This is a genomic window from Enterobacter sp. Res13-Sevr-PEC09-46 (genome assembly GCF_015672585.1).
GTDB classification, from domain to species: Bacteria; Pseudomonadota; Gammaproteobacteria; order Enterobacterales; family Enterobacteriaceae; genus Enterobacter; species Enterobacter hormaechei_C.
Window position 1 is genome coordinate 1 of the sequence record NZ_JADABR010000004.1, and the last position, 25,508, is coordinate 25,508.

At 55.2% G+C, this 25,508-nt stretch carries 23 protein-coding genes and 1 pseudogene; 17 read left to right on the forward strand and 7 right to left on the reverse strand.

Going from position 1 to position 25,508, the window contains the following annotated elements; genetic code table 11:
• Together IMQ56_RS00730 and IMQ56_RS00735 are read right to left on the reverse strand one after the other, a co-directional pair.
• Nucleotides 1-257 (reverse strand): annotated as a pseudogene (locus IMQ56_RS00730) (hypothetical protein); the annotation flags it as partial.
• An 18-nt stretch (nucleotides 258-275) separates the two neighbouring features.
• Complete coding sequence (locus IMQ56_RS00735) at nucleotides 276-1,088, reverse strand: winged helix-turn-helix domain-containing protein (protein WP_196063553.1); 813 nt, start codon at nucleotides 1,086-1,088, stop codon at nucleotides 276-278.
• 374 nt (nucleotides 1,089-1,462) lie between these two features.
• On the opposite strand from IMQ56_RS00735, the gene IMQ56_RS00740 reads away from it, so the two are divergent.
• The 4 genes from IMQ56_RS00740 to IMQ56_RS00755 are packed head-to-tail and all read left to right on the forward strand — an operon-like array spanning nucleotide 1,463 to nucleotide 6,380.
• Complete coding sequence (locus tag IMQ56_RS00740) at nucleotides 1,463-2,047, forward strand: fimbrial protein (RefSeq protein WP_017383657.1); 585 nt, start codon at nucleotides 1,463-1,465, stop codon at nucleotides 2,045-2,047.
• A gap of 52 nt (nucleotides 2,048-2,099) precedes the next feature.
• A complete protein-coding gene (locus IMQ56_RS00745) occupies nucleotides 2,100-2,792 on the forward strand; it encodes a molecular chaperone (RefSeq protein WP_196063554.1) in 693 nt (230 codons plus the stop codon).
• A 15-nt stretch (nucleotides 2,793-2,807) separates the two neighbouring features.
• Nucleotides 2,808-5,300, forward strand: a complete 2,493-nt coding sequence (locus IMQ56_RS00750; RefSeq protein WP_196063555.1) for a fimbria/pilus outer membrane usher protein — start codon at nucleotides 2,808-2,810, stop codon at nucleotides 5,298-5,300.
• A gap of 15 nt (nucleotides 5,301-5,315) precedes the next feature.
• On the forward strand, nucleotides 5,316-6,380 hold the full coding sequence (locus IMQ56_RS00755; protein ID WP_047364901.1) for a fimbrial protein: 1,065 nt from the start codon (nucleotides 5,316-5,318) through the stop codon (nucleotides 6,378-6,380).
• Between the two features lie 6 nt (nucleotides 6,381-6,386).
• On the opposite strand, the gene IMQ56_RS00760 is transcribed toward IMQ56_RS00755, so the two are convergent.
• The gene (locus IMQ56_RS00760) at nucleotides 6,387-7,022 is read right to left on the reverse strand and encodes a LuxR C-terminal-related transcriptional regulator (protein WP_015570092.1); all 636 of its coding nucleotides are present in this window, start codon (nucleotides 7,020-7,022) and stop codon (nucleotides 6,387-6,389) included.
• Nucleotides 7,023-7,592: 570 nt separating this feature from the next.
• On the opposite strand from IMQ56_RS00760, the gene IMQ56_RS00765 reads away from it, so the two are divergent.
• Together IMQ56_RS00765 and IMQ56_RS00770 are read left to right on the forward strand one after the other, a co-directional pair.
• The gene (locus tag IMQ56_RS00765) at nucleotides 7,593-8,213 is read left to right on the forward strand and encodes a LuxR C-terminal-related transcriptional regulator (RefSeq protein ID WP_015570093.1); all 621 of its coding nucleotides are present in this window, start codon (nucleotides 7,593-7,595) and stop codon (nucleotides 8,211-8,213) included.
• Nucleotides 8,214-8,288: 75 nt separating this feature from the next.
• Complete coding sequence (locus IMQ56_RS00770) at nucleotides 8,289-8,969, forward strand: EAL domain-containing protein (protein WP_048973070.1); 681 nt, start codon at nucleotides 8,289-8,291, stop codon at nucleotides 8,967-8,969.
• A gap of 33 nt (nucleotides 8,970-9,002) precedes the next feature.
• Here IMQ56_RS00770 and nlpA read toward each other — a convergent pair whose 3' ends face one another.
• Both nlpA and IMQ56_RS00780 read right to left on the reverse strand, forming a co-directional pair.
• Nucleotides 9,003-9,803: a lipoprotein NlpA gene (gene nlpA, locus IMQ56_RS00775; RefSeq protein WP_020480549.1), complete on the reverse strand. Its 801-nt coding sequence runs from the start codon at nucleotides 9,801-9,803 to the stop codon at nucleotides 9,003-9,005.
• Between the two features lie 229 nt (nucleotides 9,804-10,032).
• A complete protein-coding gene (locus IMQ56_RS00780) occupies nucleotides 10,033-11,517 on the reverse strand; it encodes an MDR family MFS transporter (protein ID WP_017693997.1) in 1,485 nt (494 codons plus the stop codon).
• 93 nt (nucleotides 11,518-11,610) lie between these two features.
• Between IMQ56_RS00780 and IMQ56_RS00785 the strand changes: the two genes are divergently transcribed.
• Nucleotides 11,611-12,258, forward strand: coding sequence for a TetR/AcrR family transcriptional regulator (locus IMQ56_RS00785; RefSeq protein ID WP_048973071.1), 648 nt, complete (start codon nucleotides 11,611-11,613; stop codon nucleotides 12,256-12,258).
• Here IMQ56_RS00785 and IMQ56_RS00790 read toward each other — a convergent pair.
• Complete coding sequence (locus tag IMQ56_RS00790; protein ID WP_017383664.1) at nucleotides 12,255-12,674, reverse strand: GNAT family N-acetyltransferase; 420 nt, start codon at nucleotides 12,672-12,674, stop codon at nucleotides 12,255-12,257. The two genes, IMQ56_RS00785 and IMQ56_RS00790, sit on opposite strands and share 4 nt — an antisense overlap.
• A 185-nt stretch (nucleotides 12,675-12,859) precedes the next feature.
• On the opposite strand from IMQ56_RS00790, the gene IMQ56_RS00795 reads away from it, so the two are divergent.
• The 6 genes from IMQ56_RS00795 to IMQ56_RS00820 all read left to right on the forward strand — a co-directional run bounded on the left by IMQ56_RS00795 (nucleotide 12,860) and on the right by IMQ56_RS00820 (nucleotide 20,758).
• Nucleotides 12,860-13,429: a TetR/AcrR family transcriptional regulator gene (locus IMQ56_RS00795; protein WP_000104919.1), complete on the forward strand. Its 570-nt coding sequence runs from the start codon at nucleotides 12,860-12,862 to the stop codon at nucleotides 13,427-13,429.
• A 147-nt stretch (nucleotides 13,430-13,576) separates the two neighbouring features.
• Nucleotides 13,577-14,698 (forward strand): efflux RND transporter periplasmic adaptor subunit, encoded by a 1,122-nt coding sequence (locus tag IMQ56_RS00800; RefSeq protein WP_017383665.1) that lies wholly within the window; start codon nucleotides 13,577-13,579, stop codon nucleotides 14,696-14,698.
• A complete protein-coding gene (locus IMQ56_RS00805; protein WP_196063556.1) occupies nucleotides 14,698-17,808 on the forward strand; it encodes an efflux RND transporter permease subunit in 3,111 nt (1,036 codons plus the stop codon). Before IMQ56_RS00800 ends, IMQ56_RS00805 begins: the two co-directional genes overlap by 1 nt.
• Nucleotides 17,808-19,172, forward strand: a complete 1,365-nt coding sequence (locus IMQ56_RS00810; RefSeq protein WP_077580183.1) for a TolC family protein — start codon at nucleotides 17,808-17,810, stop codon at nucleotides 19,170-19,172. Before IMQ56_RS00805 ends, IMQ56_RS00810 begins: the two co-directional genes overlap by 1 nt.
• Before the next feature lie 49 nt (nucleotides 19,173-19,221).
• A complete protein-coding gene (locus tag IMQ56_RS00815; RefSeq protein ID WP_017383668.1) occupies nucleotides 19,222-20,379 on the forward strand; it encodes a multidrug effflux MFS transporter in 1,158 nt (385 codons plus the stop codon).
• A gap of 82 nt (nucleotides 20,380-20,461) precedes the next feature.
• Nucleotides 20,462-20,758: a YicS family protein gene (locus IMQ56_RS00820; RefSeq protein WP_003861030.1), complete on the forward strand. Its 297-nt coding sequence runs from the start codon at nucleotides 20,462-20,464 to the stop codon at nucleotides 20,756-20,758.
• A 48-nt stretch (nucleotides 20,759-20,806) separates the two neighbouring features.
• On the opposite strand, the gene IMQ56_RS00825 is transcribed toward IMQ56_RS00820, so the two are convergent.
• Nucleotides 20,807-21,757 (reverse strand): LacI family DNA-binding transcriptional regulator, encoded by a 951-nt coding sequence (locus IMQ56_RS00825; protein ID WP_003861033.1) that lies wholly within the window; start codon nucleotides 21,755-21,757, stop codon nucleotides 20,807-20,809.
• Nucleotides 21,758-22,050: 293 nt separating this feature from the next.
• Here IMQ56_RS00825 and IMQ56_RS00830 point away from each other — a divergent pair, with 293 nt between their 5' ends.
• Genes IMQ56_RS00830 through IMQ56_RS00845 form a run of 4 tightly spaced genes read left to right on the forward strand, consistent with a single transcriptional unit; the run spans nucleotide 22,051 to nucleotide 25,404 of the window.
• Nucleotides 22,051-22,365 (forward strand): PTS sugar transporter subunit IIB, encoded by a 315-nt coding sequence (locus tag IMQ56_RS00830; protein WP_003861034.1) that lies wholly within the window; start codon nucleotides 22,051-22,053, stop codon nucleotides 22,363-22,365.
• Between the two features lie 11 nt (nucleotides 22,366-22,376).
• The gene (locus tag IMQ56_RS00835; protein ID WP_017694004.1) at nucleotides 22,377-23,702 is read left to right on the forward strand and encodes a PTS cellobiose transporter subunit IIC; all 1,326 of its coding nucleotides are present in this window, start codon (nucleotides 22,377-22,379) and stop codon (nucleotides 23,700-23,702) included.
• Nucleotides 23,703-23,719: 17 nt separating this feature from the next.
• The gene (locus IMQ56_RS00840) at nucleotides 23,720-25,096 is read left to right on the forward strand and encodes a glycoside hydrolase family 1 protein (protein WP_017694005.1); all 1,377 of its coding nucleotides are present in this window, start codon (nucleotides 23,720-23,722) and stop codon (nucleotides 25,094-25,096) included.
• Nucleotides 25,097-25,101: 5 nt separating this feature from the next.
• A complete protein-coding gene (locus tag IMQ56_RS00845; RefSeq protein ID WP_014168006.1) occupies nucleotides 25,102-25,404 on the forward strand; it encodes a PTS lactose/cellobiose transporter subunit IIA in 303 nt (100 codons plus the stop codon).
• Nucleotides 25,405-25,508: the final 104 nt, after the last annotated feature.

Genomic DNA, 25,508 nt, shown 5'->3' on the forward strand with positions numbered 1-25,508 from the left:
AGCGTGTAATTTCTGTCAATCAGGTAGCTTTTGCCCTCTTTCTTGAGTACGCCTTTATGAATAACCGTCACAACATCTTTGTTGTTAAACAGGAAAAGCGTGGTTAGCGACATATCGGTTGACTCACCCGTGGAATAGGTTTTCCAGGAAATGGTATCTGACTGGCAGCCAAACCCCTCATCCTGCGTTCTGGTAAAATAGACCCATAACAACGCGATGACAGACAGCGCCAGTACGATACTGAACAGTACACTCATTTTAGTCCTTGACATATTTTAACTCCCGGTCAGGCTTCTGTAAGAAATGCAGTTCTTATAATCGTCGATACTGTCCTGCTGATAACAGATGGCCAGGAAATAATTTTCTATCTGCGACTTTTTAAACCTGGAATAGTAAGCATCTGCAACCTGATGTTGACAGTCGATATGTTGACTGGCGATGACCTCTTTTACGTGATTAAAGTAGTGCTGTCGCGGCTGATACATATTCTTATCGATCAGGTATATCGTACACCTGTCCACTTTACCGAGCAGATGCTTATCAGAATCTTTCAGGCTCTCGGCATAGGAATCCCGCTGGTGCAACAGTAAAACAGCGGTGCCGGTAACAATAATCAATAATAACGTGCAGAGAGAAATAAAGAGTCTGTGCAGCGATATTATTTGTTTAGGCGGATCGGCATCTTTCTTATGCACTAGCGTATCGAATGCTTCAGAGGCAGATTCTTCGCTAAGCGTTGAAATAACCGGCGGCCTGACCGTGTGATGTTCAATATGCGCGGCAAGGCTAAATCCCTTGCCACGTATCGTTTTTATCAGTAAAGGGTCGCAGCCTAATGTACGAAATGCTTTTCTGATTTCACTTATGGCAACATTTAGACTCACCGAAGAACCAGAGAAACCATGATCCTCCCAGACCTTCTTTATCAGGTCGTCTCTGTCGAGTGTTTTACCATTATTGATGATAAGTTCATAAAGCAGACGACCCGCCTGGTTAGATAACTTAATGGATGACTCTTCCTCTCCATTAATCATGATCATACCGGTGTCGACTTCATAAAGCATTGTAAGATCAATGAGATACTTCATATTATTATTACGCCATTGTTAAATTTTTGTGCATTTGCCAGGCAATAATAAGTCTAAAGTTTGTGTGGTCAAGTCGCGTGATATTAATTGAGAGATGAATTCATAAAGCTTCATTAATTAACGATTATTAAAGCATTAATAAAAATCTTCGAACCAACGCATTTAGGTTAAAACATTAAAAAAAACATACTGGCAAGATTATAATCTTAAACTTTAGAAGTTGTTGGAATAATGTTTTGTTATGTACTTTTTTAGTGCAACATAATATCGTCAAAGCATTCTCCCGAGTCGCCATGCGTCTAGCCGGTACATCAGGGACATGTGTAGCCGATTAACATTCATTTTAAATAACACAAATCTTCATGGAGTTTATCATGTTCAAATCGATCATGACCGTATCACTGCTGGCCGCCGCTATTGCCTCTACCAGCGCAGTGGCCGCAGACAATTCGGCGGGTGGTATCATTAACTTTACCGGCGCTATTACCGATACAACCTGTACCATTAACGGCGGTAAAAGCGCGGACTTTACCGTTGCGCTTTCCCCTATTTCGGTAAAAGATGCGGGCACAACGGTTGGCCTGATCACCCGAAATAAAAAATCTATTGCGCTGACATTCTCTGGTTGCTCACCAGCAGCCGGAACGACCGGTACCCCGCTGAAAGTTTATTTCTCCAGCGCGGATAATATTTCCACTGACGGTAAATACCTGCTGAATAACAGCGTGAACGAAAGCGATGCCAGCGTGGCACGTAATGTCGGCTTTGCGTTAGTGGAGCCAGGTTCGTCTACGCCTATTACCCTGAACCAGCCTTACACGACAAATATTATGGGTACAGCGACCGCGCCAGATTCCGAAACGCTGACGCTGGACGTTTATTACTATAAAACAAACGCCGCTGCCGCCACCGTGGGCGAGTTAAGCTCCAACGTAACGTATACCATTTCCTACCTGTAATAGTGATTATTCAGGCTCTGTTTTCGCAGAGCCTGTATTTAAGGTTACAATCATGCGCAAGGCAATTTTGCTGGCAGGCTTACTGCTAAGCACGGGTCACTCATGGGCCAATATTGTCATTAATGGCACCCGTGTCCTTTATCCTGAAAATAACAAAGAGGTGATCGTCCAGTTAATGAATACGGGCGATGCGCCGGCTCTGGTACAATCCTGGATAGATGACGGTGATATTAATTCCACGCCGGAAACAGCCAATGTGCCGTTTCTGTTGTCGCCGCCGGTGATAAAGGTTAACGAACATAATGGTCAACAGCTTCGTATTAAAAAGCTGCCGTCCAGCTTGCCTGCGGATCGCGAATCCGTCTTTTTCCTGAATGTCCTCGACATTCCGCCCAGACCTGAAAATCTGCAAAACCAGAATACCGTTCAGCTGGCGATTAAATCCCGTATCAAACTTTTTTATCGGCCCGCTGCGCTGAAAGGCACGCTGGATGACGCGGTGGCGAAACTGACGCTCGCCGCCGACGGCGATCGCTTTCGCATTACAAATAACAGTCCGTTCCATATTACGGTCGCCAATATTTCGCTGGGTAAAACGAAATTGCTCCAAGAGTCCCCGATGGTTTCCCCGTTTGGGCAGCTGACGGTCGCCGCCAAAAATACGGTTAAGCGCGGACAGACCTTCCAGCTGATGTATGTGGACGATCTTGGCGCGTATAAAAACCGGACTTTCACCAGTCAGTGATCGGAAAGACTCACCATGAAAATGAAACAAAACAGACTCTGTCTGCTGGCAGTCTGCACGCTTCTGCTTTCGCATAAATCAGGGGCCGTCTCGTTTGATCCCTCCCTGCTTGCTGGCGCATCCGGTGAGTCCGATTTGTCTCGCTTTTCCGAAAACAACGCCATGCCTGCCGGCAGTCAGGAGATGGATATCTACGTAAACGGCAGCTGGAAGGGACGTTATACCGTCATCTACGGCGAACAGCGTGACGACATCCGCCTTGCCTGGAAAGATGCCCGGTCGCTGGGCATCAACACCACGTCCGTGCCTGCGCCCGCCATTGCGCACGGGCAGGTCCAGCTGCGCGATCTGGTTCAGGGCGGTGAAGTCAAAACCGATACCAGCACCCTGAGTCTGGCGCTTACCGTTCCGCAGGCGGCCGTGCAGCGTACTGAAGAAGGTTACATTGCCCCCCAGTTCTGGGACGAGGGGATACCGGCGCTGATGCTCTCGTGGAACACGACCTGGTACAACACCCGCGCGAAAGGCACTGCGAAAGACACAAATGATGATTTTTATGCCGGGCTGGATTCCGGCGCCAACCTGTTCGGCTGGCAGTTTCGCGACAGCAGCGCCTGGCGGAAAACCGCCAGCGGAGAGAGTAGCTGGCAGAATAATACCCGCTACCTGCGCCGTCCCCTGGCCTCGCTGAAATCCAACCTGACGCTGGGTGACTTTTATATTCCTGGCGATCTGTTTGATTCCCTGCGCGTGCGCGGCGTGTCGCTGGCGTCGGATATGAAGATGCGCCCAAATTCACAGCAGGGTTTTTCACCGGTGGTTCACGGCGTGGCACGGACGAACGCCCTGGTGAAAGTTATCCAGAATGGCAACGTGATCTATCAGGAGAACGTGCCGCCGGGCCAGTTTACCCTCGACAGCATTCAGCCTACCGGGTCCGCGGGCGATTTGCTGGTGGTGGTGCGTGAAGCGGACGGTTCACAGCAGTCCTTCACGGTGCCGTTTTCCGCCGTGCCCGGGATGCTAAAAGAAGGGGTGAGCCAGTACAGCGTAGTGGCGGGTAAAGTGCATCAGAACACGCTCGATGCCGAACCCGCATTCATGCAGGCCACGCTGCGCTACGGGTTTAATAACCTCATCACCGGGTATACCGGGACGATTATTAGCGATAACTACCAGGCCGGGCTTGTCGGTACCGGGTGGAACCTTCCCTTTGGCGCGGTCTCGTTTGATGTCACCCACGCCAAAACCACCCTACAGGATCGCACCAGCAGCGGTCAGAGTTATCGCGTGTCGTACAGCAAATTTATCGATACCACCGCCACCAACTTCACCCTGGCGGCCTATCGCTATTCCACTAAAGGCTATTACAGCTTCAGCGACGCGCTCTATTCGCGCGAAGGGTATCAGCGCCTGAGAGCGCAGTACGACGACTATGAAGATCGGTTTGGCGTTGCGCCCGACATGTCGCTAAGCACCTGGGACGCCCTGCGCGCGGCGCAGCCCAAAAATACCTTTACGCTTAACCTTAATCAGCGCCTGCTCAATAACTGGGGCACGGTGTTTGTCTCCGGCACACAGCGCGATTACTGGAACTCACAGCAAACCACGCGCGAATATCAGATGGGCTATTCCAACGCCATCGGCCGCGCCAGCTATACCCTGTCGGCCAGCCGGGTACGGAACAGGGACAGTGAAGAAGAGACGCGCCTTTACCTCTCCCTCAGCCTGCCGTTCTCGCTGTTTGATAATAATGCGTGGATCACCTCCAGCCTGACGGCCAGCGATTCGCATTACGAACAGAGCAATATCAGCATGAGCGGGAACGCGCTGACGTCGAACCGCCTGAGCTATACCCTCTCCGGCAGTAATGCGCGGGGGGGTAAAAATGCGGCAAGCGTTAACGCCGCGTACCGTTCGAACTTCGCGACACTCGGTGGCTCTTACAGCGAATCCTCCGACTACCGCCAGACCGGGCTCAGCGGACGCGGAAGCCTGGTGGCCTACCCGTGGCACGTTCTCGCCTCAAACGAAACCGGCACAACCATGACTATCGTCGATGCGCCAAAGGCGGAGGGACTGATGGTGAACGGCGATGAAAGCATTATGACGAACCGCGATGGCGTGGCGCTGGTGCCTTACGCCACCCCGTATCGCAAAAACGCCATTACGTTAACTGAAACGGAAAACAGCGCTGGCGCGGAGGTGATCGGCAATATGGCTAACGTGGCCCCTTACGACGGGGCGGTGAGTTATATCCGCTTCGAAACCGACAAGCGCCAGTCATGGGTACTTCATGCGACGCGCGCCGACGGCAAACCGCTGCCCTTTGGCACTGAAGTGCTGGATGAACACGGTGAATCTGTCGGGTATGTCGGCCAGGCCAGCGTACTGTATATCCGTGCTGAACAGCCGCCACGCGCGCTCAACGTGCATCTCCGCGGCGGAAAGTGCGAAATCTCCTCCCCGGCCTGGGGGCTGAACAGCCCCTCATCGGTTTGCCACTAATTACGGATTATCAAAATGTTACGATCATTCATATTCCTGCTCCTCACCAGCGTTAGCGGGATGAGCTATGCCACCTGCTCCGGCAGCAGCATCGTTTATGGCACACCGATTACCATTGATTTATCGGATAAGCTGAGCCCGGCCACGCCCACATGGACCGGCAGCTTCACCACCCAGTACAGCGGCTCGTTCAACTGTACGACGGGTAACAGTGAATTTTCTTACACGCCGATCCTGTCGACCGACAGCAAATACGCGACCATCCTCGGGTTCAGCAACAACAAGTATATGGTGCGGGCGGAGATCACCAATCCCCCGGCCAATAAAACCCTGTCAGCCAGCGGTAGCCATACGGCGTCTGAGCTGAACACACCGTTTACGGTTCGCTTCACCCTCGTTAACCAGAGCGGTACCACCCTGACGGGGGATACGGCGAACATGAGCGACGTTCTGTTCGTCAGCGACATGAGCGGGTTATCCATCTGGGAAATCATCACCTGGCCAATCAATCAGGTCATCAAGATAGCGCAGTGGTTATTCAGCGGGTTCAAGTGGCCTTACGACAACCGAGATATGTTTGGTCAACCGATGATCATCAAATACGCGCCGAAACTGACTACCTGTTCCTTTGATAATGCGGGGCTGACCGTGGCGCTGCCGACGCTCGGCATTCCCCAGCTCAGTGCATCCTCACAGCCGGGGCTGACGCCTTTTTCACTGAACATGAGCTGTCAGAACGTCGGGGTTAATGGCAATTCCGATCGGGCAATTGAGATGTTTCTGTCCAGCACGCAGCTGCTCTCAACCGACAGCTCGGTGCTGATCGACAGCAGCAGTAGCGCGGCGCAGGGCGTGGGGCTCCGCCTGATAAAACGTGACGCCCCGCAAACGCCGGTGACCTTCTCTACCTCAACCACCAGCCGTGGCAACGCCACGATGATTTTCAGCGTGGCGGCTGGCGCGGCGCTGGACGAACATTTCACCCTTCCGATGGCGGCGTACTATTACGTGTGGGCGCCCGCCCAAGTGAGCCAGGGTAAGATCAATACATCGGCTACGCTGAATATTATCTATCCCTGATGTGAACTATTCCTCCATCTTTCCAACCGCTTGCACATACTTAATCAGTTCGCTGTGGTTGGAAAGATTCAGCTTTTTCATTGCATTGTGTTTCTGTGTCGCAATGGTACTGACCGAACGGTTTCGATGACGGGCAATCTCCGTCGTTGAAAATCCTTCCACGATAAGATGAAGCACCTCCCACTCTCTGGCCGAGAGGATGGAACGCGCCCGGGAGCCGGACCGCATTACCCGCCTGAGCCACGAAGAGATCGACGGTTTTTGCCCGTCCGCCATGAGCAACGCGGGTAATTCCTTTTTCAGTTCAGTCAATTCATCCTGCTGACTGATGGTTAATTCAAATTTCATCTCCAGAACTTTTTTTAACAGCCCGTAAGGCAGCTCGGGCACCAACAGAACACGCCTGACGTGATGGGTTTTACATAAAGATGTAAAACGGCTGCTGACCTCCGCACTCCACTCTTTATGATTAAGCAGATAATTAAATTCAGTGAAGAAAACATCCACGTTATTATCCGCCACCGCCGCCAGCGCCTGTTCTGTGGAATCGACCTGAGTAATGTTCAGTACGTAATCGGGTAAAAGATCCTGGAGCGCCCGGAATATTATCTCTTTAAATATATTTATTTTGTAAAACACCATTACCCTTACGATACGTTCAGTATTATTCATGTCTTTTCTAAATTCTCGTGACCGGAGGAAAATGATAATAGTTTATGTACTCACCACTCACAACCTCTTCGCGCCAGGATTTTATCCTTCTCAGGCCTAAAAATCTGAACAAGGACATTAAATTTATAGAAAAAATTCTATTTTATTCTGCACGCCGTTTCCTCTCGCAGATTAAGCCCTGTCGATAATCCTGCCACGATCACAACTTTTCTCACAGAAACAGCAATAACCCACTGATAAAACAGTGTATTAACTCCATTAATCAACTACCTGATACTTAATTTCCACTCCTTTACAGAATAAAAACCTGTCATGAATATTATTAGAAGATTAAAACAATTACATATACCATTAAAACCATTTTTCAATTTTATCTTCCGCTAACAATTGGCATCAGCTTTACTCGACGGTTTGTATTGGCTTACATTGGTGCCATCGCATCGCGTTATTTAAAAAAGTGCTCGTTATTCTTTTAATAAGAGAGTGCGAACCGCCATTTTCTCTTATATGGACTGTTTACTCAGCGAAAGGAGAATGCCAATGCAAAATAAAAAAACAATTCACGTTGCCGTTGTTGACAGCTGCGAATTCACGATGATTGGCCTGCAATCGCTTGGAAAGCGTGAGCCTGATGAAAAACACGACGTTATTTTCCATGGATTTACCCATATCGAAGAACTTGCTATGAGTGAACAACTCTTTGATATCATCATTTATGATCCGCTGAATACGCGTCATTTCCGGGTGACGACGAATGACGACATTCTCTGCATAAAACAGAAACAAGTGACGGCGAAGATCTATATCTATTCGTTATCCGCCGGCTATTTGAAATTCAAACATGTTGATGGAGTCATCAGCAAAAGAGTCTCCCTGGGGGATATCAAAGCGCTGTGGCAAATACTGATGAGCCAGACGCCGCAAGAGTCTGGCCGTTACAACGTAGGCATGACGACCCGCTTACGCACCCCGGCGAGGCTGTCCAGCGAGGAGGCAAGCGTATTGCGCGGCTATTCCTGTAATCTCAAAACCAAGCAAATCGCCCGTCAGCTGGGGTGTAACGTCAGGCTGGTTTACTTTTATAAGAACAACGCCATGAACAAGCTTAAGGCCGTGCGTGGTCCCTCGTTTTACCAGAGCATTCGCTGGATCCTGAATTAAAAATTTGACCGTGTGTCGTTTGCCTTTTGTTCCCGTGTCCGCGGGAACCTTTTTTCATTTCCTGAAGGCTGTTCCATGTATACCGTTCTTCCCTCTCCCCTGTTGCAACGTATCTCAGGGCTGCGATTCCAGCCGCTTGTCGATCTTCATTCGGGCCAGGTGTTCGCGCATGAAGTTCTCGTGGAGATCCATAACGTCAATCTTGAGGTGCTGTTTGCCTCGCTGCCCTCGCGCAGCGCGCTGCAAATCTTCTTCTGGCAGGCCAACACCCTGTTACAGATACCCGCCCGGGACGCTTACTGGCTAAACCTTCCGGCAGAACACCTTCTCAACGAACGCGCTATCCGGTTGTTGCTGGCGTTACGCCATCAGCAGCGGTTAACGATTGAAATTCAGGATCCCCTCACCATCACACGGCTGAGCGAGGATGAGCAACGTCGTCTTCATGCCACGCTTGTTCGGTTAAAAGAGGCGGGATGGCAAATCTGGCTGGACGATTTAACCCGGGAGTTGGCGGAGGCGTTCGCGCGGCTTGCGCTGCCGCTGGATGGGGTAAAAATTGACCGCTCAGCGCTGCGCGAGCGCGCGCCGCTTGCCCCGTTTGTGCAGCAGGTCAGGGCAGGTATCGCGCAATCGATTCTTATCGAAGGCATCGAAAACTCGCGGGATCTGGCGCGCGCCCGCGCGTCCGGCGCACAGTCTGGTCAGGGTTTTCTGTGGCCCGAAAGCCGAACCGATGCCCGCGTAACGCTTTGACGGCCAGCGGAGCGCTGGCCTTTTTACCGGGGCTTACCAGCCCGGCACCGCACCACCGTTAAAAATGGTCTCCGCCGCTTTCGCCACTTCCGGCGACTGATAGGACTGGATAAATTCCTTCACGTTTTCGGCGTCTTTGTTCTCTTCACGCGTGACCACAATATTCACGTAGGGTGAGTTTTTGTCTTCGATAAAGACGCTGTCGTGTACCGGAGAAAGCCCCGTTTGCTGGAGATAGGTGGTACTGATGATGGCCACATCCACTTTCGGATCGTCCAGCACGCGCGGCAGTTGCGCCCCTTCCAGCTCCATAATCTGTAAGTTTTTCGGGTTCGCGGTAATATCCAGCGCCGTTGGCAGCAGGCCAACATCCGGTTTAAGGGTAATCAGCTTCTCTTTTTGCAGCAGCAACAGCGCGCGGCCAAGGTTGGTGGGATCGTTTGGAATCGCAATGGTTGCGCCGTCCTTCAGCTCAGAGACCGATTTAATCTTTCGGGAGTAACCCGCCATCGGGAAGACGAAGGTATTGGCCACGGCGACCAGCTTGTAATTGTGCGCCTTGTTATCTTCTGCGAGGAACGGGCGATGCTGGAAGACGTTGGCATCCAGTTCGCCCTGGTTGGTGGCATCGTTGGGTAGCAGCGAGCCGCTAAAGCCCACCAGCTCAACATCCAGACCGTATTTCTCCTTTGCCACCTTTTTGGCGACTTCCGCCACGTCCTGCTCAGCGCCATTGATCACGCCGACTTTAATGTGTCTGGCATCATTGCCGCCCTGATCACAGCCCGCGAGCAGCAGGCCAGTCAGGAGAAGCGCACCCAATCGAAGTTTCACGAGACAGTTCCTTTTGATAGACGTTTTGAAGACTATATCGACAACGAGACGGCAGGCTAAAAAACGAAAAGGAATCAGTAAGACGGTTAAGTTATATGCGGCCTGTTGCCGGGTGGCGCTGCGCTTACCCGGCCTACGTAACGGGCGAAGTGTAGGCCCGGTAAGCGTAGCGCCACCGGGCGATGGGCATCAGGCTACGGTAGTCCAGGCGCAAGCAGAACCGCTTCCCTCACGCCTGCCGACGCAGCGGCGCTTCGCGCAAAAACCACGACAGCACAAACGCCAGCACCATAATCCCCGCCGCCAGCATGAATACCGCATGGATCGCCGAGCCGAACGCATCCAGATAGTCCAGACGCAGGGCATCAGGCAGATGGTGTATGGCAACGGGATTAAGTTCGCGCGGCAGTTCCGCCCCTTCCGGCAGCCTGTCGATCAGGCCTGATTGCAGAATATGGGTGAACACCGCGCCAAACAGCGCAACGCCAATCGCCCCGCCAATGGAACGGAACAGCGTCACCCCAGACGTCGCGACGCCGTATTGATCGGCTGACACGCTGTTCTGCACCGCCAGCACCAGCACCTGCATCACCAGTCCCAGCCCCATGCCCAGCACGCCGGTAAACAGGTACAGCTGCCAGGTTGGGGAGGTGATTGAAATGCGCGTCAGTAACACCATCCCCACCACGCCGAGCAGCGTGCCGAGGATCGGGAACAGACGATATTTCCCGGTACGGCTGATGATGCGCCCGCTGATAATGGAGGTGAGCAACAGCCCCCCCATCAGGGGGATCAGCTGCAAACCGGCCTGCGTCGGCGTGGCGTCTTTTACCACCTGTAAATAGAGCGGCAGGAAAGTGACGGAGCCAAACAGCGACATGCCGATAATAAAACCGATCAGACTACAGAGCAGGAAGCTGCGGTCACGGAAGAGCGACAGCGGGATAATCGGCTCCCACGCCAGCCGCTCTTCGTAGATAAACCCGGCGATCCCCGTCAGGCCGAAGGCCAGAATACACCACAGCTGCGGGTCGCTCCATTGGCGGATAGTCCCACCCTCGGTGGTAAACAGAATGATGCACAGCAACGCCATGCTGAGGTAAATCGCCCCCAGGTAGTCAATCTCATGCTTGCTGCGCCGCGCGCTGCCGTGGAAAACCGCGCCAATCACCAGCAGGGCAAACAGCCCCAGCGGCAGGTTGATGTAGAAAATCCAGCGCCAGGATGCGTGCTGAACGATAAACCCGCCGATCAGCGGCCCTATCACCGTCGCCAGGCCAAACACGCCGCCAAACAACCCCTGATAGCGACCCCGATCGGCAGGCGGGATCACGTCCGCCACGGCAGCCATGCTGATCACCATCAGACCGCCGCCCCCCAGCCCTTGCAGGGCGCGCATCAGCACCAGCTGGGTCATGTTCTGCGCCAGACCGCACAGCGCGGACCCTACAAGAAACAGCACAATCGCGATTTGCAGAACGATTTTTCGGCCAAACAGATCGCCGAATTTGCCGTACAGCGGCACCACGATGGTCGAACTGAGGATATAGGCCGTTACCACCCACGAGAGCTTATCCAGCCCGCCCAGCTCACCGACGATGGTCGGCAGCGCGGTGGAGACAATGGTCTGATCCAGCGCCGAGAGCAGCATCACCAGCAGGAGTGCGCTGAACAGCAGCTTAATCGACGGCGCCTTTTTCGCAGGTTGAGTCATTACGTCGGACTCCATAAGACATCACTTGTAATTAATTAATCGTATAATTAATATTTGTGGAAGTGATGAATAAGATCAAGAGATACGGTGACCATGCCAGCACAAAAGGACAATTCTGAACCCCGCCGCCCCGGTCGGCCACGCGGCGGCAAGCGCGTTACCGCCAGCCGTGAACAGCTGCTGGATATCGCCCTGAACCTCTTTTCCCGCCAGGGGATCGCCAATACGTCGTTGAACGCCATCGCCCGCGAAGCAGGCGTGACGCCCGCCATGCTGCACTACTACTTCAACTCCAGAGAACAGTTGCTGGATGCGATGATTGAGGAGCGCTTCCTGCCGTTACGCGAGCGGATCGGGGCGATTTTCGCCGACAACCGGGATTCGCCGGTGGATGCCCTGACGGAAATGGTCAGGGTGCTGGCCGAACTGGCGGAAAAGTATCGCTGGTTTGCCCCGCTGTGGATGCAGGAGGTGATTGGCGAGATGCCGGTACTGCGCACCCATTTGCAGGCACGCTTTGGCGATGAGAAATATCACACCACGCTGGCAACCATCAAAAGCTGGCAGCAGGAAGGAAAGCTGAATCCGGCGCTGGCCCCCGAACTGCTGTTCACTACGCTGCTGAGCCTGGTGCTGGTGCCGTTCTCCCGCATGCGCAATGACGAGAGGCTTAACGCCCTCTCGCCGGAGATCGTGGTGCGCCACGTGTTAGCCGTGACAGGCACCGGGATCGGCGGTTAAAGATTTTTGGACAGATAGTGTCTCTGCATTCCCTGATAAGGGTAATCCTGCAAGGACATCTGCACCTGATAACCCTGTTTTTCATAGAACGGACGCGCCTGGAAGCTGACCGTATCCACCAGCGCGTGACGACAGCCTTTGCGACGGGCCTCCTCTTCAGCCGTTTTGATAAGCTGGCTTCCCACGCCCGTTCCCCGCACGCTGTCGCTGACCCACAGATAGTCGATGTTCAGCCAGTCGCCTTTCCGTACGCCGATTAACCCGCCCAGCATGACGCCATTGTCGTCTCGCATATATACGCCAATATCGCCGCCAAATGTCGACAGATCTAAAAACTGCGCGTTATAGGCTCTTAGCCCCGTTAATAATTCTTCTTTTTCTTCGGCTGTGACATTATCTGTAATGCTCAGATGCATAATTCTCTCCTTATTTTCAGCGCAATCTGAATATCTCACAGCTTAACCTTCATAAAAACTCCTTATTTTCTCCATTGTTTATACCTGGAAATATTCATTCAATATGTAAATAAAAAAAGCCTTTCCAATAGTCTCCGAAAACGTATAATGAGAACGATCATTCTCACTTTTTACGGTAGCCGACAATGAGTACAAAGCTGGAAGAACGACAAAAACTGCGCCAGGACGAAATCATTACCGCCGCGCGCCGCTGCTTTCGCGCCAGCGGGTTTCACGCTGCCAGCATGTCGCAGATCGCCAGCGAAGCCAGGCTCAGCGTCGGACAAATCTATCGCTATTTCAGTAACAAAGACGCGATTATTGAAGAGATGATCCGGCGCATTATCGACTCACGTATTGAAGAGATGCAGGGCAAAACCCTGGTTGAAGGGATGCCGCAGGCGCTTGCCTGGCGCCAGACGCTTAACGAAGACGATGACGCGCTGATGCTCGAAATGTCCGCAGAGGCCACGCGCAATCCGCTGGTGGCAAACATGCTGATCGAAGCCGAAGCCCGCATGTTCGCCAACGCCTGTGAGCACCTGAAAAAGCAGTTCCCTCACCTGAGCGATGAGCATATTCGCTGCTGCGTGGAGATTACCGCCGTGATGATCGAAGGCACGATTTACCGTCGACTCACGCCTTTAAAAGTACCATCAGAACAATTAGAGCCTATATACCAGAATATTTTAAATATGATTTTCTCTGCGAAGTAATCGCATGTGAATAATTAGCGGAAATAAGTAATTTCCCTTTTTTCATTTCTGGCTCAGCCAGAGATGCGGGATCGCTGTGCTTTTAATTAGCCCTCCTCCCTGTTAAGCGATTAACAGGGCAGGCTTCGTTCACCCTGGAAAAAGATTATGAAAACCATAACAACCTCCATCGCGGCATTACTCCTCCTGACAGGGTGCGATAATGCGCAAACATCTGCTCCTCAACGTCCTCTTCCGGAAGTGGGGATTGTCACCCTCATGAGCCAGCCGGTGTCCGTCGTCAGCGAGCTGACCGGCCGCACCGCCGCCGCAATGAGCGCCGAAGTGCGCCCCCAGGTGGGTGGCATTATCCAGAAACGGCTCTTCACCGAAGGCGATACGGTCAAGGCCGGGCAAGCGCTGTATCAGATCGATCCTTCCAGCTACCGCGCCGCGTATGATGAAGCCGCCGCCGCACTGAAACAGGCGCAGGCGCTGGTGCAGGCCGACTGCCAGAAAGCCCGGCGTTATGCGCAGCTGGTGAAGGACGACGGCGTATCACGTCAGGATGCGGAAGACGCGAAGTCCACCTGCGCGCAGGACAAGGCCAGCGTCGAGTCAAAGAAAGCCGCGCTGGAAAGCGCCCGCATTAACCTCAACTGGACCACCGTCACCGCGCCGATTGCCGGACGTATCGGCATCTCCTCTGTGACCCCCGGCGCGCTGGTGACCGCCCAGCAGGATACCGCGCTGGCCACCATTCGCGGGCTGGACAGTATGTACGTCGATTTAACCCGTTCCAGCGCCGATCTGCTGCGTTTACGCAAGCAAACCCTCGCCAGCAACAGCGATACGCTGAACGTGTCGTTGATTCTCGAAGACGGCAGCAGCTACAGCGAAAAAGGCCGCCTGGCGCTGACCGAAGTGGCGGTGGATGAGTCTACCGGCTCAGTCACCCTGCGCGCCGTCTTCCCGAACCCGCAGCATCAGCTTCTGCCGGGCATGTTCGTCCGCGCCAGAGTGGATGAAGGCATCATGAATGACGCGATCCTCGCCCCGCAGCAGGGCATCACCCGCGACGCCAAAGGCACCGCCACCGCGCTGGTGGTGAACGCCAGCAACAAGGTCGAACAGCGTCAGCTGGAGACGGGCGACACCTACGGCGACAAATGGCTGGTGCTGAGCGGTTTGAAGGCGGGCGATAAGCTGATTGTGGAAGGCACCGATAAAGTCACCGCCGGGCAGGAAGTGAAAGCTGAAGAGATGAAAACCAACGGAGGAAACGCCTGATGTTTTCCCGTTTCTTCGTGCGTCGCCCGGTCTTTGCCTGGGTTATCGCCATTCTCATCATGCTCGCCGGAATGCTGGCGATCCGCACGCTGCCCGTTGCGCAGTACCCGGACGTGGCTCCGCCGTCGATCAAAATCTCCGCCACCTATACCGGTGCCTCCGCACAGACGCTGGAAAACAGCGTGACGCAGGTGATCGAGCAGCAGCTCACCGGGCTGGATAACCTGCTCTACTTCACCTCCACCAGCAGCTCGGACGGGTCGGTGAGTATTAACGTCACGTTTGAACAGGGAACCGATCCGGACACCGCTCAGGTACAGGTGCAGAACAAAGTCCAGCAGGCGGAATCGCGCCTGCCGACCGAGGTGCAACAGTCCGGGATCACCGTCGAAAAATCCCAGAGCAACTTCCTGCTGATCATGGGCGTATATGACAAAACCGACACCGCCAGCAGCTCGGATATCGCCGACTGGCTGGTGAGTAATATGCAGGATCCGCTGGCGCGCGTGGATGGCGTCGGTAGCCTACAGGTGTTCGGTGCAGAATACGCGATGCGCATCTGGCTCGACCCGGCGAAGCTGGCGTCGTACTCGCTGATGCCCTCCGACGTGCAGAGCGCGATTGAAGCGCAGAACGTGCAGGTTTCCGCCGGTAAAATCGGCGCACTGCCCTCGTCGAACGCCCAACAGCTGACCGCCACCGTCCGCGCTCAGTCGCGTCTGCAAACGGTCGATGAGTTCAAAAAGATCATCGTCAAGAGCCAGTCCAACGGTGCGGTGGTGCGCATCAGCGACGTCGCGCGCGTGGAGATGGGCAGCGAAGATTACACCGCCACCGCGAAGCTGAACGGCCACCCGGCGGCGGGTATGGCGGTGATGCTCTCGCCGGGCGCCAACGCGCTTAACACCGCCACGGCGGTAAAAGATAAGATCGCCGAGTTCAAAAAGTCGATGCCGGAAGGCTACGATGTGGCCTACCCGAAAGACAGCACCGAGTTCATCAAGATCTCCGTTGAGGACGTGATTCAGACGCTGTTCGAAGCCATTATCCTCGTGGTGGTGGTGATGTACCTGTTCCTGCAAAACATCCGCGCGACGCTGATCCCGGCGCTGGCGGTGCCGGTGGTGCTGCTGGGCACCTTCGGCGTGCTGGCGCTGTTCGGTTACTCCATCAACACCCTGACGCTGTTTGCGATGGTGCTGGCTATAGGGCTTTTGGTGGATGACGCCATCGTGGTGGTGGAAAACGTCGAGCGTATTATGCGCGACGAAGGGCTGCCCGCCCGGGAAGCGACCGAAAAATCGATGGGCGAAATTTCCGGCGCGCTGATCGCCATTGCGCTGGTGCTCTCTGCGGTATTCCTGCCGATGGCCTTTTTCGGCGGCTCCACCGGGGTGATTTACCGTCAGTTCTCGGTCACCATTATTTCGGCGATGTTCCTCTCCGTGGTGGTGGCGCTGACCCTGACGCCCGCGCTGTGCGGCTCGATCCTGAATCACACCGCTCCGCACAAAAAGGGCTTCTTCGGCGCGTTTAACCGCTTCTACAGTAAGACCGAGCACGGCTATCAGAACAAGGTGCTGCGCGCCCTGCGCCGTTCCGGTGGCATGCTGGTGATCTACGCCCTGCTCTGCGGCGCGATGGGGTTCGCCATGCTAAAACTGCCGGGCAGCTTCCTGCCAACCGAAGACCAGGGTGAAATCATGGTGCAGTACACCCTGCCCGCCGGCGCAACCGCGGTGCGTACCGCCGAGGTAAGCCGCCAGGTACGCGAGTGGTTCCTCACCAAAGAGAAAACCAATACCGACGTGATCTTCACCATTGAAGGCTTCAGCTTCAGCGGCAGCGGCCAGAACGCCGGGATGGCGTTCGTCTCCCTGAAAAACTGGTCAGAGCGCAAAGGCGATGAGAATACCGCCCAGGCCATTGCCCTGCGCGCCACGCAGGAGCTGAGCACCATTCGGGATGCCACAATTTTCGCCATGACGCCCCCGGCGGTGGATGGTTTAGGCCAGAGCAACGGCTTTACCTTTGAGCTGATGGCCAGCGGCGGCACCGACCGCGACGCGCTGCTGAAACTGCGTAACCAGCTGATTGGCGAAGCCAACCAGGACAACTCGCTGCACGCCGTGCGCGCCAACGATCTGCCGCAGATGCCGCAGCTTCAGGTGGATATTGATAACAACAAAGCCGTGTCGCTGGGGCTCTCCCTGAGCGATGTTACCGACACCCTCTCCAGCGCCTGGGGCGGCACCTACGTGAACGACTTCATTGACCGTGGCCGCGTGAAAAAGGTCTACATCCAGGGCGACAGCGACTATCGCGCGGTGCCATCGGATCTTAACAAATGGTATGTGCGCGGCAGCGACAGCACCATGACCCCGTTCTCCGCCTTCGCCACCACCCGCTGGGAGTATGGCCCGGAAAGCCTGGTGCGCTACAACGGCTCGGCGGCGTATGAGATTCAGGGCGAAAACGCCAGCGGCGCCAGCTCCGGTACGGCGATGAGCAAAATGGAACAGCTGGCGAATAACCTGCCGTCCGGCAGCACCTGGGCATGGAGCGGTTTGTCGTTGCAGGAAAAACTGGCGAGCGGTCAGGCAATGAGCCTCTATGCCCTCTCGATCCTGGTGGTGTTCCTATGCCTGGCGGCGCTGTATGAGAGCTGGTCGGTGCCCATTTCGGTGATCCTCGTGATCCCGCTTGGGGTGCTTGGCGCAGCGGTTGCCGCCTCCCTGCGCGGCCTGAACAACGACGTCTATTTCCAGGTGGCGCTGCTGACCACCATCGGTCTGTCGTCGAAGAACGCCATTCTGATTGTCGAGTTTGCCGAAGCCAAAGTGGCCGAAGGCTACTCCCTGACGCGCGCCGCCCTGCGGGCCGCCCAGACGCGTCTGCGTCCGATCATCATGACCTCGCTGGCGTTTATCGCAGGCGTGACGCCGCTGGCGATTGCCACCGGCGCCGGGGCCAACAGCCGCGTGGCGATCGGTACCGGTATTATCGGCGGGACGCTGGCCGCGACGCTGCTGGCAATCTTCTTTGTTCCTTTATTCTTTGTACTGGTGAAACGTTTGTTCTCCGGTAAGCACGCAAACCGGAGGTCATAATGTTTCGTGTAACCGTATTAACGTTAGCGCTGCTGAGCGCGGGCTGTGTGTCATTAGATCCCACGTATCAGCGCCCGGACGCCCCCGTCCCGGCGACGTTGCCGGGCGCCCATGGCGAAGCCAACACCGTGGTGAGCCAGTGGCAGCAGGTGATGAATGATGCGCGGTTGAAAAGCGTGGTGACGATGGCGCTCAACAGCAACCGCGACGTGCAAAAAGCGATTGCGGATATCGACGCCGCCCGTGCCCAGTATGGCGAAACGCGCTCATCCCTGTTCCCGACGGTGGACGCGGAACTGAGCCACACCCGCAGCCGCACGCTGGCGAGCGGCGTCGCGACAAGTGACGAAGCCAACGGCGCGGTCTCCAGCTTCGAACTGGATCTGTTTGGCCGCAACCAGAGCCTGTCGCGTGCCGCGCGTGAAACCTGGCTTGCCAGCGAATTCACCGCGCAGAACACGCGCCTGACGATGGTCAGCGAGCTGACCACGGCCTGGGTGACGCTGGCGGCGGATAACAGCAATCTGGCGCTGGCGAAGTCCACCCTGGAGAGCGCCGCAAACTCGCTCAAGATTGTGAAGCGCCAGCAGGAAGTGGGCGTGGCAGCGGCAACGGACGTCAGTGAAGCGATGGCGGTTTACCAGCAGGCGCGCGCCAGCGTGGCGAGCTACCAGACGCTGGTGATGCAGGACAAAAACGCTCTCAACCTGCTGGCGGGCGATACGGTGCCCGAGAACCTGCTGCCCGGCACGCTGGAGAGCCTGAGCGACAACGCCATCACGCTGATCCCGGCGGGCGTCAGCTCCAGCGCGCTGCTGCGTCGTCCGGACATTCAGGAGGCCGAGCATAACCTGCTGAGCGCCAACGCCAACATCGGCGCGGCGCGCGCCAACTTCTTCCCGACCATCTCGCTCACCGCCAGCGCGGGCGTCGGCAGCGATTCGCTGTCGTCCCTGTTCAGCCACGGGATGAAGGTCTGGTCGTTTGCACCTTCCATCACCCTGCCGCTGTTCAGCGGCGGCAGCAATATGGCGCAGCTGCGCTATGCGGAAGCCGAGAAAAAAGGGTTAATTGCGACCTATGAGAAAACCATCCAGAGCGCGTTCAAGGACGTGGCCGACGCGCTGGCCCGGCGCGAAACGTTGAGTGAACAGCTTGATGCCCAGCGTGAATACGTGGCGGCGGAGCAAAAAACGCTGGATGTGGCGACGCGCAGTTACAAGGCTGGCGCGGGCGATTATCTGACGGTGCTCACCGCGCAGCGGTCGCTGTGGTCGGCGCAGGAATCACTGATTGCCTTGCAGCAAACCGACCTGGAAAACCGCATCACGCTGTGGCAGTCGCTGGGCGGCGGGATTCAGTAACATCACTGCCGGGCGGCGCAACGTTGCCCGGCCATCAGAGTAAATACCTATGGCAAAACTCTCTTTTTCTTTCGCGGCCATCCTTGGCCTGCTGACGGCTATCGGGCCGCTGTGTTCCGATTTTTATCTTCCGGCGCTGCCGGAGATCGCCACCCAGCTCAACACCTCCACAACGCTGACGCAGCTTTCTCTTACCTCGGCGCTGATTGGCCTGGGGCTGGGACAACTCTTTTTCGGCCCGCTAAGCGATCGCATCGGACGTAAAACGCCGCTGCTGTTCTCACTTTTGCTGTTTGTACTGGCTTCAGTGCTTTGTGCCAGCACGCAGAATATTTACGCCCTGATCGGCTGGCGATTTGTGCAGGGCGTTGCCGGGGCGGGCGGCTCCGTACTTGCCCGCTCCATCGCCCGTGATAACTATCATGGCACGATGCTAACGCAGTTTTTTGCCCTACTGATGACGGTCAACGGCATCGCGCCCGTGGTGTCCCCGGTACTCGGTGGCTATATCGCGTCGCATTTCGACTGGCGGATGCTGTTCTGGGTAATGGCAGGGGCGGGTCTGGCGCTGCTGATCGCCAGCCAGCTTTTTATCCGCGAGTCCCTCACAGAGAAACAGGGCGGGGGATCGCTGACGCAAACCGCCAGGACGGTACTTAAAAATCGTCGCTTTATGCGCTACTGCCTGATCCAGGCCTTCATGCTGGCGGGGCTGTTCGCCTATATCGGGGCATCCTCCTTTGTGATGCAAAACGAGTATGGCCTGAGCGCCATGCAGTTCAGCCTGCTGTTCGGTGTGAACGGTATCGGCCTGATCGTCTCAGCGCTGATTTTCTCCCGTCTGGCACGCCGACACCCGGCGGAAGGGTTAATGCAAATAGGTCTGGTTTTGGCCTTAACCTGCGCGGGGCTGACGTTGCTCTTTGCGTGGATGCAGCTTTCCGTTCCGGCACTGATTGCACTCTTTTTCACCGTCGCATTTAACAGCGGGATCAGCACCATTGCGGGTTCAGAAGCGATGAGCGCAGTCGACGCGAAGGAGTCCGGCACAGCGTCAGCCATTCTGGGCATGCTGATGTTTTTATTCGGCGGGATCGCAGCGCCTCTCGCGGGTATCGGCGGAGAAACGATGCTGAAAATGAGTCTCGCGGTGTTAGTAAGCTATGGCATTGCACTGGCGATCGGATCTCGCACGCAGAATGCGTAAATTCATACTTTTGGCTTGAATCGCGTTGATGAATGTAACGATATATTTCAGGGGAAGCATGTGACTTTCAAAGGAGGTTTCGATGAAATCTGCACACCTGGTTTGCCTGCTCGTTTGCCTGATTTTCGCTGCGTTTGTTCACGCGCAGGAGAAGAGCGCTCCGGAGAAAGAGGCCCAGATAAAACAGCAGGTCCTGAAAGATGTGAAGAAAACCTGTACCCCGCAGAAAAAGCAGAGCGATAAGGCCTGGCAGGCGATGATTTTGTCGTCTGAGGCCAATCAGCTGCTGATCAAAAACGCCATCACCGCCGTGAAGCGTGACAACCTGGACGCCTACTGGGATGCAGTAAGTCAGGTGGATTGTATGGAAGATTACTGAGGGTTGAGCGCCGGGTGGCGCTGCGCTTACCCGGCCTACATCACACGTTTAACGCTTCCGCACATCCGGAATAATCAAATCCCCGCGCAGAACGTAGGACCCGAGCATCTGCGTTTTCTCTGTCAGCCAGCTCACGATGCGCGCCGCCATGGCGTCCATGGAATACTCAATGGCCGGGATCACCGGAATACCCGGCAGATGCAGCGAACCGCCGAGGCTGAAAACCATGATGTCTTCCGGTACCGATTTATTAAACGCCTGTAACTGCGGGATCACCCGCTGGGCTTCCTGCTCATCCGCCACCAGCAGCGCGTTGAAGTTCAGCGTGGACGCGTTGTTGAGTAATTCCTGAAGCGCAACGGACGATGAAGTCGCGTCCATAAACACGAGGTTGCGATTAAAGGGCAGGAAGTTTTTCTCCAGCGCGTGTTTGTAGCCCAGCAGCACCTGATCGGCAAAGCCGCTGCCGTGCGGGTGGATCAGCGCTATCTGGCGACGCCCCTGGCTGGTGAGATAGTTACAGGCCGTTTCGGCCGCGAACGCGTGATCGAACTGAATGCTGTTGGCGTTATCGGCTTCCATACAGTCGACCAGAATCACGTTGTCCATGTCCACGTCCAGCGGGAAACGCGCGCCAATCACCAGAATGTCATCACATAAGCCGCAGGAGAGTTCTTCAAGGGCGTTCATCACTTCTGTTTTTGTGTGTGCAAAACGCAGCAGCAGATGTTTTTGATGCTGGCTGAGGTGTTTTTCCAGCGCGTACAGGTAACCGGTGGTCTGGTTAATGTTTTCCTGCGCGCAAATCACCCCAATGCAGCCCGTCGACTGGCTGAGCAGCGACTGGGCGATCACGTTGGGACGATAGTTCAGCTCATCCACCGCTTTCAGAACAGCCTGGCGGCTGGCTTCTTTAACGCCACGCGACCCGCTCAACACCCGTGATACCGTGGCTTTGGACACCCCGGCCAGACGCGATACATCGTTGATTGTAGACATCTCTCTCCCCTGTCAGACGCAACTGGCGTCTGTAATTTCCATCACCGCTACGGCTCACATTATAGCCAGAACGGAGTATATCCGTTTCCGTTTTCCATGGAAACCGATTTTCCGTTTCCACTCAATTTGATGCCAAAACAGCCAAATTATGTGACCCACATCCGGTTAATTAGCCTCATAAGTAAGGGATCTTGATGGTTGTCACACTTCTGTCTTTTATAAATGGAAACCGGTTTCCGTATCATGTCCAATCATCCTCGCAATAACTTTTTACATTTTGAGGATGGTTGTCGATGTTCAAGATTATGCTGTGCTGCTCTGCCGGGATGTCCACCAGCCTGCTGGTCAGCAAAATGATCGATGTTGCAAAAGAACGGGGCTTGCCCGTGAAGATAGATGCGTATGGCGTATCCGAATTTGATACGCAGTTTCCGCACTATCAGGTGGTGCTTCTCGGACCGCAAGTGAAATACATGTTAAAGACGCTCTCAGACAAGGCAGCGACGCAAGGCATTCCGGTGCAGCCCATCGACATGATGGATTACGGCATGCAGCGTGGCGATAAAGTACTGGACTATGCTCTGTCGCTCATCGAAGCGGCACACTAAAAGGTGTTCACATGAGTTCGTTATATCAATCCATGGTCGCGGTGATTGAGCAGTCAATTACGCCGCTGGCCGCGAAGCTCGGTCAGCAAAAGTATGTGATTGCCATCCGCGACGGCTTTACCGCTGCGCTGCCGTTTATGATCATCGGCTCGTTTATGCTGGTGTTTATCTTCCCGCCGTTTTCGGCGGATACCACCAACAGCTTCGCCCGCGGCTGGCTGGATTTCTCCGAGACCTACCGCGAACAGCTGATGCTGCCGTTTAACCTCAGCATGGGCGTGATGACCTTCTTCATCTCGGTGGGGATTGGGGCGAGCCTGGGGCGTCAGTTTAACCTCGATCCGGTGATGTCCGGCCTGCTGGCCTTTATGGCCTTCCTGCTGGTCGCCGCGCCCTATGCCGATGGCAAAATTTCGACCCAGTATCTCTCCGGTCAGGGGATCTTCACTGCGCTTATCACCGCGATCTACTCCACTCGCGTCTATGCGTGGCTGAAACAGAACAACGTCACCATCCGCCTGCCGAAGGAAGTGCCGACCGGCGTGGCGCGTTCGTTTGAGATCCTGATCCCGGTGATGGTGGTGATCGGAACGCTGCACCCGCTGAACCTGTTCATTGAAGCGCAGACCGGGATGATCATCCCGCAGGCGATTATGCACCTGCTGGAGCCGCTGGTGTCGGCGTCTGACTCGCTGCCCGCCATTCTGCTCTCCGTGCTGCTGTGCCAGATCTTCTGGTTCGCCGGTATCCACGGGTCGCTGATTGTCACCGGCATCATGAACCCGTTCTGGATGGCGAACCTCTCTGCAAACCAGGCGGCGCTGGCGGCGGGCGCGGCGCTGCCGCACGTTTATCTGCAAGGTTTCTGGGATCACTACCTGCTGATTGGCGGCGTAGGCTCCACCCTGCCGCTGGCGTTTCTGCTGCTGCGTAGCCGCGTTACGCACCTGCGCACCATCGGCAAAATGGGCGTGGTGCCAAGCTTCTTTAACATCAACGAACCGATTCTGTTCGGCGCGCCGATCATCATGAACCCGATGCTGTTTATCCCGTTCGTGTTTGTTCCGCTGGTCAACGCCTGCCTGGCGTACGGCGCAACCAAACTCGGCTGGCTGGCTCAGGTTGTTTCGTTAACCCCGTGGACCACCCCCGCGCCGATTGGCGCCTCGTGGGCGGCGAACTGGGCGCTGAGCCCGGTGGTGATGTGCCTGGTCTGCATGGTGATGTCCGCCCTGATGTACCTGCCGTTCCTGCGCGCCTATGAGCGTACGCTCATCAAAAATGAAGAGCAGAAAGCCCAGGCAACCGTCGGCACCGCTGAAACAGTCAGTAATTAAGTCAAAGAGGAAGGGTCATGAAATACGCATTTCCCGATAACTTCTGGTGGGGCAGCGCAAGCTCCGCTCTCCAGACGGAAGGGGCAAGAGAGGGCGAAACCACGTGGGATTACTGGTTTGCCCGCGAGCCGAACCGTTTTCACAACGGCGTGGGGCCGCAGCACACCTCCACGTTTTATCAGCACTGGAAAACGGACATTCAGCTGTTAAAGCAGCTGAACCACAACAGCTTTCGCACCTCGATTAGCTGGGCGCGCCTGATCCCCGACGGTATCGGTGAAGTGAGCCCGGACGCGGTCGATTTTTACAATCAGGTCATTGATGAGCTAAACGAGCAGGGTATCACGCCGTTTATCACCCTGTTCCATTTCGACATGCCGATGGCGATGCAGGAGATTGGCGGCTGGGAAAACCGTGACGTGGTGGACGCGTACGCCCGCTATGCGCAGATTTGCTTCGAGCTGTTCGGCGACCGCGTGCTGCACTGGTTTACCTTCAACGAGCCGATTGTTCCGGTGGAAGGCGGTTATCTGTACGACTTCCACTACCCGAACGTGGTGGATTTTCGTCGGGCGGCCACCGTGGCATATCACACCGTGCTGGCCCATGCGAAGGCCGTTCAGGCTTACCGCGCCGGACACTACGCGGGTGAGATCGGCATCGTGCTCAACCTGACGCCGTCGTACCCGCGCTCCCGGAACCCGGCGGACGTGAAGGCGGCGCACATAGCGGACCTGATGTTTAACCGCAGCTTCCTCGACCCGGTGCTGCGCGGGGAGTATCCGGCGGACCTGGTGGCATTGCTGAAATCTTACGATCAGCTGCCCGCCTGCAAGCCGGAAGACGGTTTCCTGATTGCGGAAGGGAAAATCGACCTGCTCGGCGTTAACTACTATCAGCCGCGTCGCGTGAAGTGTCGCGACAGCGCGGTGAACCCGCAGGCGCCGTTTATGCCGGAGTGGTTCTTTGATAATTACGAGATGCCGGGCCGTAAGATGAACCCGTACCGCGGCTGGGAAATCTACGCGCCGGGTATTTACGATATTCTGGTTAATCTGCGCGATAATTACGGTAACCCTCGCTGCTTTATTTCGGAAAACGGCATGGGCGTCGAAAACGAGCAGCGCTTTATTGAAAATGGCCAGATTAACGATCAATACCGCATCGATTTTATTTCTGAGCATTTATCGTGGCTGCACAAAGGTATTAGCGAAGGCTGCAATTGCCTTGGCTATCATATGTGGACGTTTATTGATAACTGGTCGTGGTGTAATGCGTATAAAAACCGCTACGGTTTTATTCAGCTCGATGTAGAGACGCAGCAGCGCACCATTAAAAAAAGCGGAGAGTGGTTTGCCGCCACCGCCTTAAATAATAGTTTTGATAAAGAGTAATGATGATGATCGCACTAGAAGAAGCCGTAATGGAAATTATCGTCAACGCCGGCCAGTCCCGCAGCTTGTGCTTTGAAGCCCTGCACGCGGCGCGTCAGGGCAACCTTGACGAGGCCAAAAGCCTGCTGCGCGAAGCCGACGGCTACGCACGCCAGGCGCACAAGATGCAGACCAAACTGATCGAGCAGGATGCGGGCGAAGCCCGCCAGCCGATGACCTTAATTATGGTGCACGCCCAGGATCATTTAATGAATTCCTTATTAGCGCGCGAGTTATCCGAAGAAATTATTCATTTATATCAGAGATAATCTATGGCGAAATAATTACTGTAATACCTCTGTACCCTAAATAGAGATCCACTTGTTCTGATGATAGCGACATACTCTGTCAGATCGGAGCGGGATGGTTATTG

Excerpts from the sequence above, each read along its gene's own strand:
- IMQ56_RS00845 (WP_014168006.1), top strand. The coding sequence starts at position 25,102 with ATGATCGCACTAGAAGAAGCCGTAATGGAAATTATCGTCAACGCCGGC.
- IMQ56_RS00840 (WP_017694005.1), top strand. The coding sequence starts at position 23,720 with ATGAAATACGCATTTCCCGATAACTTCTGGTGGGGCAGCGCAAGCTCC.
- IMQ56_RS00760 (WP_015570092.1), bottom strand. The coding sequence starts at position 7,022 with ATGGTGTTTTACAAAATAAATATATTTAAAGAGATAATATTCCGGGCG.
- IMQ56_RS00835 (WP_017694004.1), top strand. The coding sequence starts at position 22,377 with ATGAGTTCGTTATATCAATCCATGGTCGCGGTGATTGAGCAGTCAATT.
- IMQ56_RS00755 (WP_047364901.1), top strand. The coding sequence starts at position 5,316 with ATGTTACGATCATTCATATTCCTGCTCCTCACCAGCGTTAGCGGGATG.
- IMQ56_RS00765 (WP_015570093.1), top strand. The coding sequence starts at position 7,593 with ATGCAAAATAAAAAAACAATTCACGTTGCCGTTGTTGACAGCTGCGAA.
- IMQ56_RS00800 (WP_017383665.1), top strand. The coding sequence starts at position 13,577 with ATGAAAACCATAACAACCTCCATCGCGGCATTACTCCTCCTGACAGGG.
- IMQ56_RS00745 (WP_196063554.1), top strand. The coding sequence starts at position 2,100 with ATGCGCAAGGCAATTTTGCTGGCAGGCTTACTGCTAAGCACGGGTCAC.
- IMQ56_RS00830 (WP_003861034.1), top strand. The coding sequence starts at position 22,051 with ATGTTCAAGATTATGCTGTGCTGCTCTGCCGGGATGTCCACCAGCCTG.
- IMQ56_RS00795 (WP_000104919.1), top strand. The coding sequence starts at position 12,860 with ATGAGTACAAAGCTGGAAGAACGACAAAAACTGCGCCAGGACGAAATC.
- IMQ56_RS00740 (WP_017383657.1), top strand. The coding sequence starts at position 1,463 with ATGTTCAAATCGATCATGACCGTATCACTGCTGGCCGCCGCTATTGCC.
- IMQ56_RS00820 (WP_003861030.1), top strand. The coding sequence starts at position 20,462 with ATGAAATCTGCACACCTGGTTTGCCTGCTCGTTTGCCTGATTTTCGCT.
- IMQ56_RS00815 (WP_017383668.1), top strand. The coding sequence starts at position 19,222 with ATGGCAAAACTCTCTTTTTCTTTCGCGGCCATCCTTGGCCTGCTGACG.
- IMQ56_RS00750 (WP_196063555.1), top strand. The coding sequence starts at position 2,808 with ATGAAAATGAAACAAAACAGACTCTGTCTGCTGGCAGTCTGCACGCTT.
- IMQ56_RS00805 (WP_196063556.1), top strand. The coding sequence starts at position 14,698 with ATGTTTTCCCGTTTCTTCGTGCGTCGCCCGGTCTTTGCCTGGGTTATC.
- IMQ56_RS00810 (WP_077580183.1), top strand. The coding sequence starts at position 17,808 with ATGTTTCGTGTAACCGTATTAACGTTAGCGCTGCTGAGCGCGGGCTGT.
- IMQ56_RS00790 (WP_017383664.1), bottom strand. The coding sequence starts at position 12,674 with ATGCATCTGAGCATTACAGATAATGTCACAGCCGAAGAAAAAGAAGAA.
- IMQ56_RS00735 (WP_196063553.1), bottom strand. The coding sequence starts at position 1,088 with ATGAAGTATCTCATTGATCTTACAATGCTTTATGAAGTCGACACCGGT.
- IMQ56_RS00785 (WP_048973071.1), top strand. The coding sequence starts at position 11,611 with ATGCCAGCACAAAAGGACAATTCTGAACCCCGCCGCCCCGGTCGGCCA.
- IMQ56_RS00770 (WP_048973070.1), top strand. The coding sequence starts at position 8,289 with ATGTATACCGTTCTTCCCTCTCCCCTGTTGCAACGTATCTCAGGGCTG.
- IMQ56_RS00780 (WP_017693997.1), bottom strand. The coding sequence starts at position 11,517 with ATGACTCAACCTGCGAAAAAGGCGCCGTCGATTAAGCTGCTGTTCAGC.
- IMQ56_RS00825 (WP_003861033.1), bottom strand. The coding sequence starts at position 21,757 with ATGTCTACAATCAACGATGTATCGCGTCTGGCCGGGGTGTCCAAAGCC.